Below are 17,608 nucleotides of genomic sequence, written 5' to 3'. Positions count from 1 at the left end.
GTGAACCTTGGCCGACGACTTCGGCCAAGGTCGAATCCTCTTCGAGCGTGTCAGTGGTGCCGCGTAACGTGTGATCCATGGCACAGACAGCGTCACACCCTACGCAGAGCACCGGTACGGGCCTGGCCGCGGACGAGCTCTCCGCTCAGCTCGAGGTCTACCGCCGCGAGCTCACCGGATACTGCTACCGCCTGCTGGGCGGCGCGTTCGACGCCGACGACGCGGTGCAGGAGACCCTCCTGCGCGCGTGGCGGTCGTACGAGCGGTTCGAGGGCCGCTCCTCGCTGCGCACCTGGCTGTACCGGATCGCCACCAACGTGTGCTTCGACCAGCTGGGTTCCAGCCGCGCCAAGCGTGAACGGCCCATGGGCCTCGGCGCCGCGGTCGAACCGGTCGAGGAGAGCCTCGCGACGGTGCTGCCCGAGTACGCGTGGGTGGAGCCGGTCCCGACCGAGCACGTGCTGCCCAGCGCGGGCGATCCAGCCGACACGGCCGTGGCGCGAGAGTCGGTGCGGCTCGCGTTCGTCGCGGCACTGCAGCACCTGCCGGCCAAGCAGCGTGCGGTGCTCATCCTGCGCGAGGTGCTGCGCTGGCCGGCGACGGAGGTGGCTACGCTGCTCGACACCTCGGTGGCCTCCGTGAACAGCGCGCTGCAACGGGCACGCGCCACGCTCGCCGACAAGGCACCGGACCGGTCAAGTGCCTCGGAGTCGCCTGCGGCGCCACCGTCGGCGAACGAGTCCGAACTGCTGGAGCGGTACGTGGCGGCGTTCGAGCGGTACGACATGAAGGCGCTGGCCAACCTGCTCCGCGAGGACGCGGTCATGAACATGCCGCCGTACGCGATGTGGCTGGAAGGCATCGAGAACATCCAGGCGTGGATGACCGGACCCGGCCACGGGTGCGAGGGATCGCGCTGCATGCCCGTCCACGTCAACGGCACGCCGGGCTTCGCTCAGTACCGGCCGGACCCGAAGGGTGGCCACTTCGCGTGGGGGATCGTGGTGCTGGAGAACGACGGCACGCACGTCACCGGCATCACCACCTTCATCGACACGGAGAAATGGTTTCCCCGTTTCGGCCTGCCGAATCACCTCGACTAGTCGTTTGCCCATACCCTCACAAGGGTGACTGTGCGATCCGTGGTGGTCGGCGTTGACCACAAGCACCCGGACCTGGCTCGGCGGGCAGCGTCGCTCGTCCAGTCCCTGGGTGGAAGCCTGATCGAGCTCGTATGTGTGTGGGTCGACGAGACAGCCGTCTCGGACTCACGGGGGTTCACCGTGTCGGTGGACCCGGACATCGCGGTGTCCTCTGACGCCTACGGGGCCGATGTCCTGGCGGGACTGAACAGGGCGATGGCCGACGTCGGCCTGCCGTGGTGCGCCCTGCGCGGCGCCGGTGATCCGGCCGCAGAGCTGGTGCGCGTGGCCGACGAGGTGGGGGCGGCGATGATCGTCGTCGGCTCGCGACGGCCCGGCCTCCGCAGCTGGGCGACGAACCTCGTGGGCGGAACCGTCGCCGGGCGGCTCGTCCACAGCCAGCCCCGCCCCGTCGTGGTGCTGCCAGAGCCGGCGACGGCCCCGTGAGCGATAGGTTCTTCCACAACCTGTCGGACGTCCACGAGGGGGCACACCGGGTGACTCGCACGCCGCACCGCGACTGGCGATACGTCGGGCTAGTAGCGCTCGGCGGCGCCTGCGGCTCGGCCGCCCGGTATCTCCTCGGCATCTGGGCGACGGCTCCACTGAACCTGGTGCCGGTCCCACCCACTGGCACCGTCCCAGCGCTGCTCCTGTTCCCCGTCAGCACGTTCGTGGTGAACGTCGTGGGTGCGTTCGCCCTTGGCTACCTCCTGGAAGGCCTTTCCCGGCGCGGTCGCGAGACGGTCCGACGCCGGAAGATCCGCCTCGGGATCGGCACCGGGGTGCTCGGCGGCTTCACCACCTACTCGGCCCTGGCGCTGGAGACGCAGCACCTGCTCGCCCAGGGGCCGGCCTGGCTCGCCCTGCTCTACGTCGTGCTCACCCTCGCCGGCGGCACGGCGGCATGCCTCGGCGGGATCGCCATCGCGGCGCGCGCCGAACGACGTCGGAAGCGCAGGTCACCCTGATGATCGAGCTGCTCGTGGTGGCCGTAGGGGGTGGCCTGGGCGCCGCCGCCCGCTTCATGGTCGACGGCGAGATCCGAGCCCGCCACACCGGTGGGTTCCCGTGGGGAACGTTCGTGGTGAACGTGACGGGCTCGTTCCTCATCGGAGTGTTCTCGACGCTGCTCTACACGCTCACCTTCCTTGGCGTACCGGGCGACGTGGCCCTCCTGCTGCAGCTCGCTCTCACCGTGGGCCTGTGCGGCGGGTTCACCACCTTTTCCACAGCCACTGTGGAATCGGTACGCCTCGCCCAGTCCGGCCGGATGCGCCTCGCGCTGGCGAACTCCCTCGGCACGCTGGCGACCACCGTCACGGCCGCAGGGCTCGGTGTGGCGGTGGGCGGAGTGGCGGTGGGCGGGCTGTTCGGCTGACGAGCCCGAGGCACCAGCGCTGGACCTCTCGTCGGCACGTCCTGGTCGCTGTGCCTACACCGGTACCTCACCGGAGTCGAAGACGCCGAGGAAGAGCTCCGCCAGCGAGGTCCACTCCTTGAGCGGCCGATCCCCGACGAAGCGCGCCGCCTCCTCCGGGGTGCGGTTCACCAGGGCGATGTCGACGACGAAGCGGCCGTCGCCCTCGCGCCAGACGACCGCCGCGTTCGTCCGCCGGCTGGACCTGCTGATCCCTGACCAGAGCTCGTTGTCCGGCTTCTGTGCGCGCTCGATCAACGGGTAGTCGCTCTTGTGCTCCCAGCTCGACCACGCGTGGCTCAACGCACGCTCGAGATCCGCCTTCGACGACGTGACTCGCGTCTCGCCGATCGCAGCCATGCCAAGGCCGAGGCCCTCGATGACCTCGGTCACCTGCTGTTCTTTGCTTCCCATATTGGGACACTAGGGCACACCCGCCCGGAACAGGCCTTCGGAGGGCATTTATCCTAGATTCGTCCCACCAAAGTCCCAACAGACCCAGCACTCCGAGCTCCCGTGTGTCGGTGGCGCGTGGCAGGCTTCGCCCCATGAGCCTGATGCTCCTCGACACCGCCTCGCTGTACTTCCGCGCGTTCTTCGGCGTTCCCGACTCGCTGCGGGCGCCCAGCGGCATGCCGGTGAACGCGGTCCGCGGCCTGCTGGACACCATTGCCTGGCTGGCCACGACCCACGGTCCCGACCGCATGGTCGCGTGCTGGGACGACGACTGGCGTCCCGCCTTCCGGGTCGAGGCGATCCCGAGCTACAAGGCGCACCGCGTCGCGCAGGAGGTGCCCGGCACCACCGGCATCGAGGAGGTACCGGAGGCGCTGCGCGTGCAGGTCCCGGTCATCGCGGACCTGCTCGCGGCGCTCGGCATAGCGCGGGTGGGCGTGCCCGGCTACGAGGCCGACGACGTCATCGGCACCCTGACGACCCTCGCCGTCGAGCAGCGGACCGGGCCGGTGGACATCGTCACCGGTGACCGCGACCTGTTCCAGCTGGTCGACGACGCCGCGGGGGTGCGAGTGCTGTACCCCGCGCGCGGCATCCGCGACCCCGACGTGGTGAACGAGAAGCGGCTGGCCGAGAGGTACGGCGTCGCGTCGGGGCAGGCCTACGCCGACATGGCGACGCTGCGGGGCGACCCGAGCGACGGCCTGCCGGGTGTGCCGGGAGTCGGCGAGAAGACCGCTGCCAAGCTGCTCGCCCAGTACGGCACCCTGGCCGAGATCCTCGCGGCGCGCGACACCGGCGACAAGGGCCTGACGACCACGCAGCGTCGTCGCCTCCAGGAGGCCGACGCCTATCTGCGCGTCGCGCCGGTCGTGGTGCAGGTGGCGCGGGACGTGCCGCTACCGGCATTCGATCCGGCAGTGCCCACGGCACCCGCCGATCCCGAGGCACTGGAAGCGCTGACCGAGCAGTGGGGACTGAGGTCCAGCGTGGGCCGGGTACGGACCGCGTTCGGCTGGGCCTGAGCGCCCCGGGCGGGTCAGCCGCCGGGCCACTCGAGTGACCTGGGCGTCTGACCCGTGGGTCAGGGACTGACCGCCGCGTCGTAGCGGTCCAGCACCACCTGGACCAGCCGGGGGTCAGCCTTCTTGGCTCGGGCCGGGCCGGCGACCGGGTCGGTCACGACGTCGGCGCCCGCCTCCAGCACCCGGTCCAGGAAGTACCCCGGCGCCAGCAGGTAGGACACGACGATCACGCGCGCCGCCGACGTCCCGGCGGCTGCTCGCGCCGCGGCCACCGCCGCAGGCACGCGCGGCTCCGCGCCCGCCCCGTACGACGGCGTCACGACGCGTCCCAGCCGCTGGGCCAGGGCGCTCGTGACCTCCTCGACGGCCGTCGCGGCGGCCGCCACCGAGGATCCGGCGGCAGCGAGCACCACGACGTCGTCGGACCGGAAGGGGCCGTGCGCCGCCACGGCGGCGGCGTACCGGTCGGCGAGGATGTCGACGAGCAGCGGGTGCGGCCCGAGCGGCTCGGCGGCGACCGCGCCGCCCGGGCCTGCGGCGCCGTCACCCGGGCGGCCTGCGGCGTTGACTTCCGCGACGGCCTGCGCGATGTCGTGCCGCACGTGGTATCCGGTCGAGAGCAGCAGCGGTACGACGACGGCGTTGCCCGCATCGCGCACCGCACCCGCCAGCACCTCGCCGACCTCCGGCTGCTGCACGTCAACGAATGCCTCGCGCACGTCGAGCTCGGGCCGAGCCACGCGGACGCCGTCGAGCAGTGCCCGTACGGCTGCCTGCCCTGCGGGATCGTCCGTCCCGTGGGACGTGCCGACCAGTACCGCGCTCATCCGTCTTCCCCTCGTTCGGTTGACCTGATCGGTTGACGTGAGATCGGTCCGTTGACCTGAGATCGGTCCGGTGACGGACCGATCTCAGGTCAAGGGACCGAATTGGCAGGCGAGCACGAGCGCGAGCAACCGACCGAGCTCGTCGGCTGCCCCGCTCACCCCGTGTTCTGCAGGCCCGCCGAGACGCCGTTGACCGTGAGCAGCAGCAGGTGCTGCAGCCGGCCGGCGTAGTCGCCGTCGACCGCTGAGCCGCCGTCGGACCCGGTACGCAGGCCGCGCAGTGCCCGGACCTGCAGCAGCGACAGGGCGTCGACGTACGGCGACCGCAGCTGCACGGCCCGGCCGAGCACGCGCTTGGAGGCCAGCGGCCACTCGTTGCCGCTGATCTTCAGCACCCACTCACGGGTCAGGCGCAGCTCGTCGAGCACCATCGTCGCGAGGTCGTCGCGCGAACCCAGCGCGAGGTACTGCGCGGCGATCCGCTCGTCGGTCTTGGCGAGCGACATCTCGACGTTGTCGAGCAGCGTCTCGAACAGCGGCCACTCGTTGCGCGCCGCCCGCAGCAGCTCCACGTCGCCGCACGCGGCGAGCGCCGTGCCGAGGCCGAACCAGCCGGCCAGGTTGATGCGAGCCTGGGACCAGGAGAAGACCCAGGGGATCGCACGCAGGTCGTCGAGGGAGTTGACCGAGAGCCCACGCTTGGCGGGACGCGAACCGATCGGCAGCAGCCCCACCTCCTCCAGGGGCGTGACCTGGGCGAACCACTGCGGAAAGCCGTCCGCCTTCACGAGCTCGTGGAACCGCGCGCGGGACGTCGCGTCGAGCGCCTCGGCGAGGGGGGCGAACTTCGCGGTCGCGTTCTTGTTCACTGCCTCGACGGACGGCGCGGAGGCCAGCAGCGTGGCCGCGGCGACCTGCTCGATGTGCCGAGAGGCGATGACCGGGTCGCCGTACCTGGCGAGGATGACCTCGCCCTGCTCGGTCAGCTTGAACCGGCCGTCCACCGAGTGCGGTGGCTGGGCCAGCACTGCGCGGTTGGCCGGGCCGCCACCGCGGCCGAGCGCACCGCCGCGGCCGTGGAACAGGGTGAGCTTCAGGTCGTTGTTGCGCGCCCACTCGGCGATGCGCGACTGGGCGTCGTGCAGAGCGAGCGTCGCCGCCACGGGACCGACGTCCTTGGACGAGTCCGAGTAGCCGAGCATCACCTCGACCCGCCGGCCGTTCTCGGTCAGCCGCTTCTGCACGACGGGCAGCTCCAGCATCGAGTCCAGGATCGGCACGGAGTTCTGCAGGTCCGCGAAGGTCTCGAACAGCGGGACGGCGTCGATCACGGGGCCGGCCTCAGGGTCGTCCGCGAAGGCGTACGCCGCCAGCTCGTAGACGGCGGCGAGGTGCTCGGGCGCCTGCGTGAAGGACACGATGTAGCGGCGCGCGGCACGCTCACCGAACCGGCGCTGGATGGCGCCGAGGGCGCGGTAGGTGTCCAGTACCTCGCGGGTCTTGTCGCTCAGTGCGCCGCTGACCCCCCGCTCGCGGATCTCGGCGAGCGCCGCGGCGTGCACCTGCGAGTGCTGCCGCATCTCGAGCTCCGCCAGGTGGAAACCGAAGGTCTGCACCTGCCAGACGAGCCGCTGCAGGTCTCCGTACGCGGCGCGGGCGGCGCCCGCCGCCACGAGCGAGTCCTGCACCACCAGCAGGTCCGCCTCGAACTGCTCGGCGTTCGCGTACGCGAGGTCGGCGTCGCGCGACCGGGTGGCGGCGATCCGCTCGGCGAGCGCGAGCATGACGGCACGGTGCGGTTCGTTGGGTGACGCGGCCTCGGCTCGCCGGGCGACGTCGTCGGACAGCTGCCGGATCCGCTGCCACAGCGCGTTGAGGTCGGACGACGGCGTGGTGCCCTCTGCGTCGAGCGTCAGCTTGCGCCCGGTCTCGACCGCCAGGCGCTCCAGGGCCGCCAGCGCGTGGTCCGCCGCCAGGGTCGCCGCCTGGCGCGTGACCTCGGCGGTGACGTTCGGGTTGCCGTCGCGGTCGCCGCCGATCCAGGTCCCGAGCTTCACGAACGGCTTCGCGACGGGGGTGGCGCGGCCGGCGTCGTCGGCCAGGAGCCAGTCGTCGAGGCGGCGGTACACGTCGCCGAAGACGTCCACGAGGACGGCGTCGAACACACCCATGACCGTCTTGACCTCGTCGATCACCGAGGGCTTGCTGGTCCGCACCGGTGCGGTGCGCCACATGGTGTCGATCTCGGCAAGGACGCGCCGCTCGTTCTCGGCGAGGGTCACCCCACCGGGGTGGCGGGTGTCCCGCTCGGCCAGGAGGTCCGAGAGACGGCGGATCGTGCCGCTGATCGCCCGGCGGCGGGCCTCTGTCGGGTGGGCCGTCAGCACCGGCCGGAACTCCAGCTCACCGAGCCTGCGCAGCGCCTCGTCCCGTCCCACCTCCTCGGTGAGCTGGGCGAACGCGGCGGGGATCGTGTCCCCGAGAACGGCCGGTCCGGTGGTCGTCGCGGCCTCCCGGGAACGCAGCACGCGGACGCGGTGGTACTCCTCGGCGAGGTTCGCGAGATGGAAGTAGCAGGTGAAGGCGCGGGCGACCTGTTCGGCGCGCTCGACAGAGAAGGAGGCCACCAGGTCCGCCGCCTCGTCCAGGGCGTGCGGCGACGGGTCGCCGTAGGCGCGGATGGTCAGCTCGCGGAGACGTTCTACGTCGTCCAGCAGATCCTGGCCCCCGTCCTCGCGGAGGATCCTGCCGAGAAGTCCGCCGAGAAGGCGTACATCCTCGCGCAGCGGGTCGGGTACCTCGTGCCGGGCGTTGCCGCGAACGGTCTGAGTTGATTCACTCACGGGCCAGAGCCTAGGACGAGATTGCCAATGAACGTTCATCGTGTCCGGTTGTTGGTCTGGTCATGACCTGTCCGACTCTGGTTGGCTGTCTGTCTGTGACCGGCTACGACGCAGAGTTCCTCGGTTTCTCGGTCCCTCTCCCGGTCTCGCCCGTGAAGGTACGTGTCCTGGACTACACCCACTTCTCGGTCCTGCTCGACCCGCACCGGCGCCTCGCGGCAGCCACCGCCTGCGTCGTCGACGGCGCGACTCTCCTCGCGCTGCGCCGCACCGGGCGGTGGCGCCTGGACGGCCGGGTCCCTGCCGGCGAGCAGTCGGGCAACGAGCTCTACTCGGGCAACCCGCTCGACCGCGGCCACCTCGTCCGGCGCCTCGACCCGGTCTGGGGCGACGCCGAGACCGCCACGCGAGCCAACCACGACACGTTCACCTACCCGAACGCCGCGCCGCAGGTGAACAGGTTCAACCAGTCCAAGGAGCTGTGGAACGGGCTCGAGGACCATGTGCTCGCGTACGCCGCCGCCCACGACCACCGCATCGCCGTGCAGACCGGGCCCGTCTTCGCCGCCGACGACCCGCCCTACCGCGGCGTCCGCATCCCGCGCCTGTTCTGGAAGATCGTCGCGTGGGTCGGGCCGGGCGAGGTGCTGCGGTCCACGGGCTTCGTGCTGGACCAGACCCCCCAGCTCGACGACGCCAAGCTCCACGAGATCACCGCCCAGGCCCTGGCCCGGGACGACATCCCGCCGCTCGGCCCGTTCAGGACCTACCAGGTGCCGGTGGCCGACGTCGCGGCGTTGACCCGGCTCGGCCTCGGCCCGCTGCCGGCGGCGGACGTGCTCGCGGTGCCGCCCCCGACGCCGTCGGGCAGCCGGCCGACGGGCATCACCATCCACCGCCTCCCGCGAGCACGTGCTTGGTCGGAGATCAGGACCCCGGACCAGATCGCCCTCCCCACGCCCCGCTGACCCTTGGTCGTGAGCGCGATCGTTGCGGATACCGATCCGTCTCAGGCGCAATGATCGCGCCCACGCCAAGAGTCCCTAGGCGCGCCTTCCGTAGGTCTCCAGGAGGCGGAGCCAGACCTCGCTGAGGGTGGGATAGGCAGGGACGGCGTGCCACAGCCGGTCGATCGGTACCTCCGCGGCGACGGCGATCGTGGCGGCGTGGAGCAGCTCCGCGACGTCGGGGCCGACGACGGTGAAGCCGACCAGCACCTTCCGGTCCTCGTCGACGATCATGCCGGCGCGGCCGGTGTACCCGTCGGCGTGCAGCGCGGCGCCGGCCACCGCGCCGAGGTCGTGCTCGACGGCCCGTACGCGGATCCCCGCGGCCTCGGCGGAGGCGGCGGTGTGGCCGACGGTGGCGATCTCCGGATCGCTGAAGATCACCTGCGGGACCGCGCGCTCGTCGGCGGTCGCCGCGTGCCGGCCCCAGGGAGCGGTGTCGACGGGGGTGCCGTTCGCGCGGGCGACGATGGTCTCGCCCAGCGCGCGGGCCTGGTACTTGCCCTGGTGCGTCAGCGGAGCACGGTGATTGACGTCGCCGGCGGCATAGAGCCAGCCGCCGGCGACGGGTGTGCCGTCACTGCCCAGGACGCGCAGCGAGTCGTCGACGTGCAGCCAGTCCCCCGGGGTGAGCCCGACCTGGTCCAGGCCGACCGTGCCGGTGTTCGGCGTGCGGCCGGTGGCGACCAGCACCTCGTCGGCCTCGAGCGTCGTGCCGTCGGCGAGGGTGAGGCGTACCGTCCCGGCCTCGTCGCGACGGACGCTGACGGGCTCGGTCAGGAGGTGCAGCGCCACGCCCTGCGCCTTGAGCGTCTCGGCCACCAGGTCGCTCGCGAACGACTCGACGGTGGGGAGCAGCCCGTCACGGGCGATCAGCGTCACCTGCGCACCGAGGGCCGCGTACGCGGTAGCCATCTCGGTCCCCACGACGCCGCCGCCGACGATCGCCAGCCGCCCGGGGACGGTCTGGGCGGCCGCGGCCTCCCGGCTGGTCCACGGCGCAGCGTCGGCCAGCCCGGGGATCTGCGGGATGCGGGCGCTGCTGCCGGTGGCGACGACCACCGCGTGCCGTGCCCTCAGCACCGTGGTGCGCCCGTCCGCGTCGGTGACCTCGACCGTGCGGGCGGCGCTGATCCGCCCGACGCCCCGCACGAGGGAGATCCCGGCGTGGTCCAGCCAGGCGACCTGGCCGTCGTCGTGCCAGTGCGAGGCGAAGGCGTCGCGGCGCGCCAGGACGGCGGCCGTGTCCAGCTCTCCGGTCACGGCGGCCCTCGCCCCGGGCAGGCTCCGGACGGCGCGCAGCGCGGCGGCGTCCCGCAGGAGGGCCTTGGTGGGCATGCAGGCCCAGTAGGAGCACTCCCCGCCGACCAGCTCGCTCTCCACGACCGCCACGGAGAGGCCGCCCTTGACGACGCCGTCGGCGACGTTCTCGCCGACCGGTCCGGCACCGATCACCACGACGTCGAAGACGTTCTCGGTCGCCCCAGTCGTCCCAGTCGTCTCGGTCATCTCAGCTCTCCTTCTTCGCGACACGGTGCAGGCGCAGCGCGGAGACCAGGAAGAAGACGCCGCCCAGGACCGCATACCCGGCGACCGAGGTCAGCATCGCCTTCGGCCCGCCTGCCGAGAGGTAGAAGCTCGAGCCGGCCAGGACGGAGATGGCGCCGCTGAGAATCATGGCCCACTGGCCGCCGAGCCCGTAGCGGCGGATCGCGACGACGAGCTGCACGATGCCCGCCGTGACCGCCCAGACGCCCCACACCCGTAGTACCGCGGGGATCCCGGAGGTCACGGCGACGGCCAGCCCGATCGCCGTGAGCAGGCTGAGGGCCATGTTGAGGTACAGGCCGACGGTGGGCCGTGCGGTCTTCGAGGACCGGAAGTCGACGACGGCCGCTGCGACGTCGAACAGCGGGTACAGCACCAGCAGCGCGATAGTGACCGGGCCGAGGCTCTTGCCGACGGCGAACATCCCTACCGCCCAGACGATGGCGAAGCCGAACCGGACGAAGTACAGGTTCCGCAACGAGGTAGCGGTGGCTACGGCGGAGACTTCCGCGGTGGTGGACATGAGGTTCCTTTCGGTGAGGGCCGTGGTTCAGGGCTTGGTGCTCTTCCCCGGGGCGCATATCTCTAGGTAGAATGACTAGTAACTCCACCTGCTGGGACAGTACACAGCGACGCCCGTCCAGCGCAAGGGAGCGACGAGAGGAGCCACGTATGATCGCGACCGTGCAAGGGTCGATGCGGGAACGCCTGATCGAGGCGGCGAGCGAGCTGTTCTATGCGAACGGGCTGCGCGCCGTGAGCGTGGACAAGGTCATCGATCGGGCAGGCACCACGAAGGTGACGTTCTACCGTCACTTCCAGAGCAAGGACGACCTGATCGTCGCGTACCTCGAGTCCCGCGCGGAGCTCGAGCGAAACGGCGTGGACGCCGCCATCGCCCACGGTGACGGAGACGTCGACGCCTCCTTGCGCCTGATGTCAGAGCACGCAGGGATGGCCGCGTGCGCCCCTGGGTTCCGCGGCTGCCCGTTCATCAACGCCGCCGCCGAGTACCCCGATCCGGACAGCACCGTCCGCAAGGTCGTCGACACGCATCGCGACTGGTGGACCAGCGCGTTCGGGCGGCTCGTCGCCCCGCTCGGGCTGGCCGATCCCGCCGCCGTGGCCGACGACCTGATGCTGCTGCGCGACGGGGTCATGGTCGCCGGCTACCTGGGCGACCCCACCAAGATCGCGGCCTCGTTCCTCCGCAGCTGCCAGGCGGTCATTCGCTGCGCGGAGCGCCAGCCACTGCCGAACTAACCGGCTCGTCGTCCCGGCCTGCCATCGGCAGCTCGAATCCCGCGGGTCCGTCGTCGGGGACGCTGGTGTGCCAGTGAGCTCGACGGCGGCCTTCGTCGCCTCGGGGGTAGAGCAGTCCGGCCTCTCGCGCGGCGGTCTCGATGCCCCGCATGGTCGCTCCGATACCGGCGGGGATGGGAGCGTGCTTGCCCCAGGTGCCGTTCTGGCGAGTCCAGGTTTCGCAGCGGGCAAGGACGGCCCGCGGTCCGTGCCAGACGCGGACGACGGCGGGGCTGGATGCGGTGTGGACGGCGATGGCAAGCTGGGCAGCCAACCGCGACAACGAACCGGTGTCCACGTCAGCGGGGAGCAAGGAATGCAGGACGGTCACGGCGCCGTGCTCGGCGATCGTGCCGGTGACCGCGTCCGCAGCGTCCCGCACGGCCTGCGCGGCGTGTCCCATCGCGTACGAGCGCCTCGCCCAGCCGAACATGTCGCGATCGTTGTGCCCGTCTCCGACCGCGACCGTGGCCCGCGACGGGATGCGGAGGCGCTGCCGGAGTCGTTCGAGGGCGGTGGCCTTGCTCGTCCCGGCCACGGTGAGGTCGACCCAGTCGGTACCCGCCGGCGTGGCCGTGACACCGGTAGCCGCCAAGGTGCGCAGGTGTTGGGTGATCCCAGGGCTGTGGAGCGCTACCCGGGTCGCTGGTGCGGCGCACAGCTCGGCGACGGGTGTCTGCTTCTGCGGTCCGTTGAGCATTCCCGCGTCGAACAGGGCGTTCACCCTCCAGCCCCAGCCGACCTCTTCGACCCCGACGCGCACCCCCGGCACCAGCTCCAGAGCCCGCCGGATCACCCGGCCGGGGTCGAACCGGCGGGCGTCGTCGATCACGTACCCGGAAGGGATGCTCGGATCCAGACGCACGGTCAAGGTTCCGTTCGAGCAGACCGCGAACCCGTCGACGAGGCCCAGCCTCGTTGCGACTGGCATCAGCCCGACGAGCGACCGGCCGGTCGCCAGGACTACCTCATGCCCGGCAGCCCGTACCAGATCCAGCGCATCGACCGTGCCCGCGGGCACCTTCCCATCGTGGTCGAGAAGCGTCCCATCGATGTCGAGAGCGACCATGCGCCGCTTTGTGTGTCCAGGGACGAACATCCGGCGGTCCACCGGTGAGTCCAATCCGAGGACGCGGGCGATCTGCTCTGCCTCGTCCGCGCGGCCCGGGGCCTTCTGCGACTGGGTCATGACGTGCACCTTCCCGACGTCGGTCTCATCACGACTCATCTTTCGGGAATCGAGGGTGCGACCCTAGGTTCTTTCCTGTTGAGGCAAGAAACCGTCCCGGATGGTCTCGACCAGGGCGCGCATGTCATCCCCGTAGAGCGCCACTGCGACGAACCGTTCGAAAGTGTCCACGTAGGTCTGTATGTCCCGCGGGTCCCGCGTCGTGACCTCCGAGTGAAACGTCTCGACGAGCACGAGCCGGTCGTCGTGCATGCTGAAGCAGGTCATCGGAAAGTCAGGCATCCGGCCCACCTGGGGTACGACACCGATGGTCACGTTGGGCAGCCGGGACAGGGAGACAAGGCGGTCGAGCTGAACGGCCATGATGACCGGCTCGCAAACCAGCCACCGCAGGACGTGCTCGCAGATCACGAAGTGGAACGAGCGGCCGGCGTCGTAGAGAGTGGCCTGGCGCTCCATCCTTGCCGCCACCGTCCGGGTCCTCGTCTCCTCCGGTAGAGCGGGAGGCAGCGAGAACACCGCTGTGGCGTACTCCGACGTCTGAAGCAGTCCGGGGACGAGTTGTCCTTGGAACAGCCGGAGCACGGCCGTGTTGGCCTCGATAGCCCTGATCGTGTTCTGGTGCTTCCACGGACCCATGCGGCGCATGAGACGCCATGCCATGGCCTCGGTGACCTCTGCTCGGGCGGTGGCGAGGAACTGTTCCTTTACCTCCTCCGAGAGACCAAGCGCAGACAGGATCAGGTCGACGTCCTGCACGGTGGGCAGCGTCCTGCCGTTCTCGACCTTCGAGAGCTTCCCCGCGGACATAGAAGCCCTGCGGGCCACCACGTCACCGGTCAGTCCCGATGCCTCACGCAGTGCCCGCAGGGCCTTGCCGATGGAGTCCGTGGTCAGGAGCGCCGCTCCCAGTACGAGGCGAACGGTGCGGCGTGGGCCCGTGCTACCTCTCGGAAGCCCTGGTACTCCGCAAGCCGGTTGTCCGGCAGAAGCTCGGCGCCGACGAACTTGCCTTCGGGCGTGTAGTGCATGCGGTACACCTCGCGGTCGTCGAACAGCCAGAAGTCGTGACCAGGCAGACCGGTCACCTGTTGCTCGGCCAGGTCGATGATCCCGATGGACTCTCCGGCTTTGATGTTCCCGGGATAGGCGGACAGCTCGTAGCGCAGGTAGTCCGTCAGAGGCGAGCGAAGGACATGGACGCGGGACACGCTCTTGCCCTTGTCAGTCATAGAGCGGATCCACGGGTTGTCGTCCCACTCGGGCCCCATGTCCTGACCCGCGAGGAACCGCGCGATCTCCTCACGCTCGTCCTCCACGTCGTACACGGCCAACGTCTCCAGCCTGAACGCGGTCCGCTCGAAGGACTCGAAGAGATGACCGAACTCCTCACCCACGAGCACGGAAATACTCCTCAAGGACGGCAGCCGGGACCACGACAGCCGTCTCGCCCTCAGGAAGATCCAACTGGGCCAGGCGCTTGCGGTCCGTGATCACGTAACCCTGCACCACATACTCCTTGTCGTCGTCAGTGCCCCACAAGGTTGGGCACTGACCGTTCTTGCAGCTCGGGTCTCCTGACAGCTTCCGCAGCGGTGCGCTCACAGCTTCCCCCTCATCCTGTGTCGCATTCAATGCTTCCGACCCGGAGATCGCAACGTCAAGATCCCTGACTTTCCAGAACAGGAAAGGTCTCCGTGGAGGCGCCCCAGGCCGGGCCGATCGTCACCCGACGGGTTCGATACGGAGGACGGCGGCGGGGCCACGGATCTCGACGACCTCGAGGCTCATGGCGTCGTTGATGGTCGCGGCGGGTCCCTCACTGCAGGTCAGCCCGACGCCACCACCGCCGGCCGACGACACGCCGCCGCCACCGGAACAGCCGGAGACGCTATAGCCCGACCCCGTCAGCGGCGCGGCCAGCCCTACCCCTTCGCTGGTGATGGCTGTCACCTCGATCGGCCCGAGGCCGTATGTCTCCGGCACTGTCACGACGTCTCCGACGGCGACCTCGAGCTCACACGTCCCGTCGGCGCACGGCCCGGTCGGCGAGGGTGACGGCGTGGCCGTCTCGGTGGGAGTCGGCGAGGAGGCGGAGGCCGGTGATTCCGAGCCGGACCCGCTGGGCCGGTCCTCGGCAGGAGATCCGTCCGCAGATCCCGGGGAGCACGACGTGAGAGCGGCGAGCAGGACGACCGCGACGACGGCGGTGGACGACTTCCTACGCATCATGGCCGCCATTGAACCCCCGCCCGGCCGGGACCGCTCCCGCCGGCCGTGGTTGGTGGTGTACGAACGAGGTCAGGCCAGGCGCTCACGCAGCCAGGCGATGTCCGGTGCCATGTCGCCCTTGGTCTCGCAGATGACGGGCGCGCCCGCCGCCGCGATCACCCCCACCAGCAGCTCCTCCGGGATCAGGCCCTCGCCGAAGTGGATGTGCCGGTCGGCCCCCGACCCTGCGACGTCGCGGGAGTCGTTGGCGTGCACCAGGTCGATGCGGCCCGTGATGGCCCGGATCTGGTCGACCGCCGTCGAGAGGTCGATCCCGCCGGCCCAGGCGTGGCAGGTGTCCAGGGTGAACCCGACGTTGTCCCCGCCGTTCGCCGTGGTCACGGCCGCCCACAGCGCCTCGATCCGCTCCAGGCGGCGCGCGATGGAGTAGTCCCCGCCCGCCGTGTTCTCGATGAGCACCGGGACGTCGGTCTCCAGGGAGTCGATCGCCTTGCGCCAGTTGTCGAAGCCCTTGGCCGGCTCGTCCTGCGCGGTCACGTGCCCGCCGTGCACCACGACGCCCTTGGCACCGATCGCCCCTGCGCCGTCCATGATCTGCTGCAACAGCTTGCGGCTCGGGATACGGATCCGGTTGTTGGTCGACGCCACGTTGATCACGTAGGGGGCGTGCACGTACAGATCCAGGCCGGCTGCCGCGGCGTCGGCGCGGAGGGCCTCCGCACCACCCTCGTACGGGAGGTCAGGGACCTTCCACGCCTGCGGGTCGCTGAGGAACACCTGCACCGTGTCCGCGCCGAGCGTCCTTGCCGCGCCGATCGCGTCGGTCAGGTCCACGTGCGCGCCGATCTTCACCATGGACCCCACCATAGAACGGCACACCGACACGGCGGCGACGGCACCCCGGCCAGCGGTACCGGTGGGAGCTCGCGCGTCAGCCGAGCCCGCGCACACCGTGGGACGTGATCTCCAGCAGGTTGCCGTCCACGGCGACCATCCCGTTCATGAACGCTGCGTCGCCAGGATCGGTCGATCCCGGCCGCTCCCAGAGCAGCTCACCCGAGAGCGCGTCGAGCGCCACCAGCCCAGTGGCGCCGGCTCCGTCATGGGTCACCAGCAGCACCGACCGGCCGTCGGTGAACCCCCGGGTCACGAACAGGTCGCCAGGCCCCTCGTCGTTCGGGTCCGTGGCGTTCCACGTCCACCGCTCCTCGCCGTTCGCCAGATCCAGCCCGTACACCGCCCCGGACCAGGAGGCGACGATCGCCGACCCGGCCACCTGAGCGATGACGACCTGGGCGCCGTCCAGCACCGGGGCGTCCCACAGCGTCGTGCCGTCCGTCCTGTAGGCCCGCAGCCGCGATTCTTCGCCGCCGAAAGCGAGGAGGAGGGTGGATTCGGGGCCGTCCACGGCGCCAGGTTCGCTCACATAGCCGTCGACCTCGTCGACCACCCCGCCGTCGGCCGCGTAGAGCGTGGTGCGGACGCCGTCGTCGTCGTACTCGTACTCGACGTATCCACCGGCGCGGAGGCTGAGCACGCCGCCGGCCCCCGGCTCGATCTCCAGGCCGAGCACCTCTCCGCCCGACGTCAGGCCGGCCGTGACGCCGCAGCCGTGCAGCTGCACGAGCCCACCGGTGAACTGCGCGCCGAACGAGTCGGCGTCGATCATCTCGTCCAGGTCCGTCGTGCTGTCGGTGCTGTCCCACGGCATGCCGGCCCAGCTGTTGCACTGGTCGGCCGGCGTCGGCCGGAACGGGACGGTCGCGGTCCAGCGCTCCTCGCCGGTGACGGCGTCCTCGGCACGGACCTCGAGGTCGCGACCCGACTCGACGGTACCCGTGCACTCCCACGACTCCGTGCACTCGACATCACCGCTGCCCTCCGCCGGTTCTGGTCCCACCCGCTTCGCGCGGAGCACCAGGCCGTCCGGGCCGGGGCGGGCGTGCCCGTACCGGCGTTCGTCCGCGGCGTCGAGAGGCCGGCCGCCCGCGAGGACCCCGTCCGGCCCGATCACCATGGCCTCCCGGGCCTCGGGCGGCCCCGCCAAGCACACCAGGGTCGGTGTCGTGACCTCGTCCCAGCCGGCTGCGCCCGTCGGCCCGCAGTCCGGAAATGAGCCCAGCGGGATCACCCAGGCCTCGTCGCCCGTCGCGGGGTCCAGCGCGATCAGCTCACGACCGGACTGGAACGCGAGCAGGTCACCCAGCAGGGCCACGTCGTTCCCTCGTCCCTGGGCCGTGGCCTGGGGGGAACCGACGGTACCGTCCCACGCCCACGTCTCCTCGAGCGGCGACGACACGTCGACGACGCCCCCAGGCGCGTCACGCATCCGCTCCATCCGCCGGTCGTCCCGCAGGCCGTCGACGGCGAACCCAGTGCCCAGCACGATCGCCAGGACCGCGGCGACCGGTGCGAACGCCCGCGCCCTCCTGCCCAGCTCGGCCGACGTCGCCGGCCCGCCGGTATCGGTCTCGGCACCGTCCGGATCGCTCCCTGCGGCCGTGCCGAACCGGGCGAGCGGTCCCTCGAGATCAGCCGTGTCGTCGTCGACCAGGTCGAAGACGAACGCGCCACCCTGGTCCGGATCACGTGCCATGCAGTCGAGGGTATGCCGGGA

Annotated in this window: 18 protein-coding genes; 7 read left to right on the top strand and 11 right to left on the bottom strand. The window is 70.8% G+C overall.

The genetic code is table 11. The features are described 5' to 3' along the window. Nucleotides 1-77: 77 nt before the first annotated feature. The 4 genes from APR04_RS17165 to APR04_RS17150 are packed head-to-tail and all read left to right on the top strand — an operon-like array spanning nt 78 to nt 2,523. Nucleotides 78-1,103 carry a sigma-70 family RNA polymerase sigma factor gene (locus tag APR04_RS17165; protein ID WP_253872283.1) on the top strand — a complete coding sequence of 342 codons (1,026 nt, stop codon included), beginning with the start codon at nt 78-80 and terminating at the stop codon, nt 1,101-1,103. Nucleotides 1,104-1,127: 24 nt separating this feature from the next. After that, the gene (locus APR04_RS17160; RefSeq protein ID WP_253872281.1) at nt 1,128-1,589 is read left to right on the top strand and encodes a universal stress protein; all 462 of its coding nucleotides are present in this window, start codon (nt 1,128-1,130) and stop codon (nt 1,587-1,589) included. Beyond that, nucleotides 1,586-2,113: a fluoride efflux transporter FluC gene (locus tag APR04_RS17155; RefSeq protein ID WP_253872280.1), complete on the top strand. Its 528-nt coding sequence runs from the start codon at nt 1,586-1,588 to the stop codon at nt 2,111-2,113. The genes APR04_RS17160 and APR04_RS17155 overlap by 4 nt, the downstream gene beginning before the upstream one ends. Next, nucleotides 2,113-2,523: a fluoride efflux transporter FluC gene (locus tag APR04_RS17150; protein ID WP_253872279.1), complete on the top strand. Its 411-nt coding sequence runs from the start codon at nt 2,113-2,115 to the stop codon at nt 2,521-2,523. Before APR04_RS17155 ends, APR04_RS17150 begins: the two co-directional genes overlap by 1 nt. 54 nt (nt 2,524-2,577) lie before the next feature. Here APR04_RS17150 and APR04_RS17145 read toward each other — a convergent pair whose 3' ends face one another. Then, entirely contained in the window at nt 2,578-2,976 is a 399-nt protein-coding gene (locus APR04_RS17145; protein WP_253872278.1) for a hypothetical protein, read from the bottom strand. A gap of 134 nt (nt 2,977-3,110) precedes the next feature. Between APR04_RS17145 and APR04_RS17140 the strand changes: the two genes are divergently transcribed. Then, complete coding sequence (locus tag APR04_RS17140) at nt 3,111-4,043, top strand: 5'-3' exonuclease (protein ID WP_253872277.1); 933 nt, start codon at nt 3,111-3,113, stop codon at nt 4,041-4,043. 59 nt (nt 4,044-4,102) lie between these two features. Here APR04_RS17140 and APR04_RS17135 read toward each other — a convergent pair whose 3' ends face one another. Together APR04_RS17135 and APR04_RS17130 are read right to left on the bottom strand one after the other, a co-directional pair. Further along, nucleotides 4,103-4,870 (bottom strand): sirohydrochlorin chelatase, encoded by a 768-nt coding sequence (locus APR04_RS17135; RefSeq protein WP_253872276.1) that lies wholly within the window; start codon nt 4,868-4,870, stop codon nt 4,103-4,105. 155 nt (nt 4,871-5,025) lie between these two features. Further along, nucleotides 5,026-7,752: a phosphoenolpyruvate carboxylase gene (locus APR04_RS17130; protein ID WP_253872274.1), complete on the bottom strand. Its 2,727-nt coding sequence runs from the start codon at nt 7,750-7,752 to the stop codon at nt 5,026-5,028. Nucleotides 7,753-7,775: 23 nt separating this feature from the next. Between APR04_RS17130 and APR04_RS17125 the strand changes: the two genes are divergently transcribed. Next, a complete protein-coding gene (locus tag APR04_RS17125; RefSeq protein WP_301312646.1) occupies nt 7,776-8,681 on the top strand; it encodes a DNA/RNA non-specific endonuclease in 906 nt (301 codons plus the stop codon). Between the two features lie 75 nt (nt 8,682-8,756). On the opposite strand, the gene APR04_RS17120 is transcribed toward APR04_RS17125, so the two are convergent. Then, complete coding sequence (locus tag APR04_RS17120; RefSeq protein ID WP_253872270.1) at nt 8,757-10,229, bottom strand: dihydrolipoyl dehydrogenase family protein; 1,473 nt, start codon at nt 10,227-10,229, stop codon at nt 8,757-8,759. A gap of 1 nt (nt 10,230) precedes the next feature. Continuing rightward, nucleotides 10,231-10,791 (bottom strand): hypothetical protein, encoded by a 561-nt coding sequence (locus tag APR04_RS17115; RefSeq protein WP_253872268.1) that lies wholly within the window; start codon nt 10,789-10,791, stop codon nt 10,231-10,233. A 149-nt stretch (nt 10,792-10,940) separates the two neighbouring features. Between APR04_RS17115 and APR04_RS17110 the strand changes: the two genes are divergently transcribed. Beyond that, nucleotides 10,941-11,531, top strand: a complete 591-nt coding sequence (locus tag APR04_RS17110) for a TetR/AcrR family transcriptional regulator (protein WP_253872266.1) — start codon at nt 10,941-10,943, stop codon at nt 11,529-11,531. On the opposite strand, the gene APR04_RS17105 is transcribed toward APR04_RS17110, so the two are convergent. The 6 genes from APR04_RS17105 to APR04_RS17080 all read right to left on the bottom strand — a co-directional run bounded on the left by APR04_RS17105 (nt 11,494) and on the right by APR04_RS17080 (nt 17,587). Beyond that, entirely contained in the window at nt 11,494-12,759 is a 1,266-nt protein-coding gene (locus APR04_RS17105) for an HAD family hydrolase (RefSeq protein WP_253872264.1), read from the bottom strand. The two genes, APR04_RS17110 and APR04_RS17105, sit on opposite strands and share 38 nt — an antisense overlap. A 63-nt stretch (nt 12,760-12,822) precedes the next feature. After that, nucleotides 12,823-13,629 carry a helix-turn-helix domain-containing protein gene (locus APR04_RS17100; protein ID WP_301312654.1) on the bottom strand — a complete coding sequence of 269 codons (807 nt, stop codon included), beginning with the start codon at nt 13,627-13,629 and terminating at the stop codon, nt 12,823-12,825. 23 nt (nt 13,630-13,652) lie between these two features. Further along, nucleotides 13,653-14,162 carry a DUF6879 family protein gene (locus APR04_RS17095; RefSeq protein WP_253872260.1) on the bottom strand — a complete coding sequence of 170 codons (510 nt, stop codon included), beginning with the start codon at nt 14,160-14,162 and terminating at the stop codon, nt 13,653-13,655. A gap of 322 nt (nt 14,163-14,484) precedes the next feature. Next, nucleotides 14,485-14,991, bottom strand: a complete 507-nt coding sequence (locus tag APR04_RS17090) for a hypothetical protein (protein WP_253872258.1) — start codon at nt 14,989-14,991, stop codon at nt 14,485-14,487. Nucleotides 14,992-15,060: 69 nt separating this feature from the next. After that, nucleotides 15,061-15,846, bottom strand: a complete 786-nt coding sequence (locus APR04_RS17085; protein ID WP_253872256.1) for a deoxyribonuclease IV — start codon at nt 15,844-15,846, stop codon at nt 15,061-15,063. Between the two features lie 76 nt (nt 15,847-15,922). After that, on the bottom strand, nt 15,923-17,587 hold the full coding sequence (locus tag APR04_RS17080; RefSeq protein ID WP_253872254.1) for an outer membrane protein assembly factor BamB family protein: 1,665 nt from the start codon (nt 17,585-17,587) through the stop codon (nt 15,923-15,925). Between the last annotated feature and the right edge of the window lie 21 nt (nt 17,588-17,608).

The sequence above is a fragment of the Promicromonospora umidemergens genome, assembly GCF_024171995.1.
Lineage (GTDB): Bacteria > Actinomycetota > Actinomycetes > Actinomycetales > Cellulomonadaceae > Promicromonospora > Promicromonospora umidemergens.
Note: the sequence above shows the minus strand (reverse complement) of the source record. Positions and strands in the feature narration are given on the sequence as shown.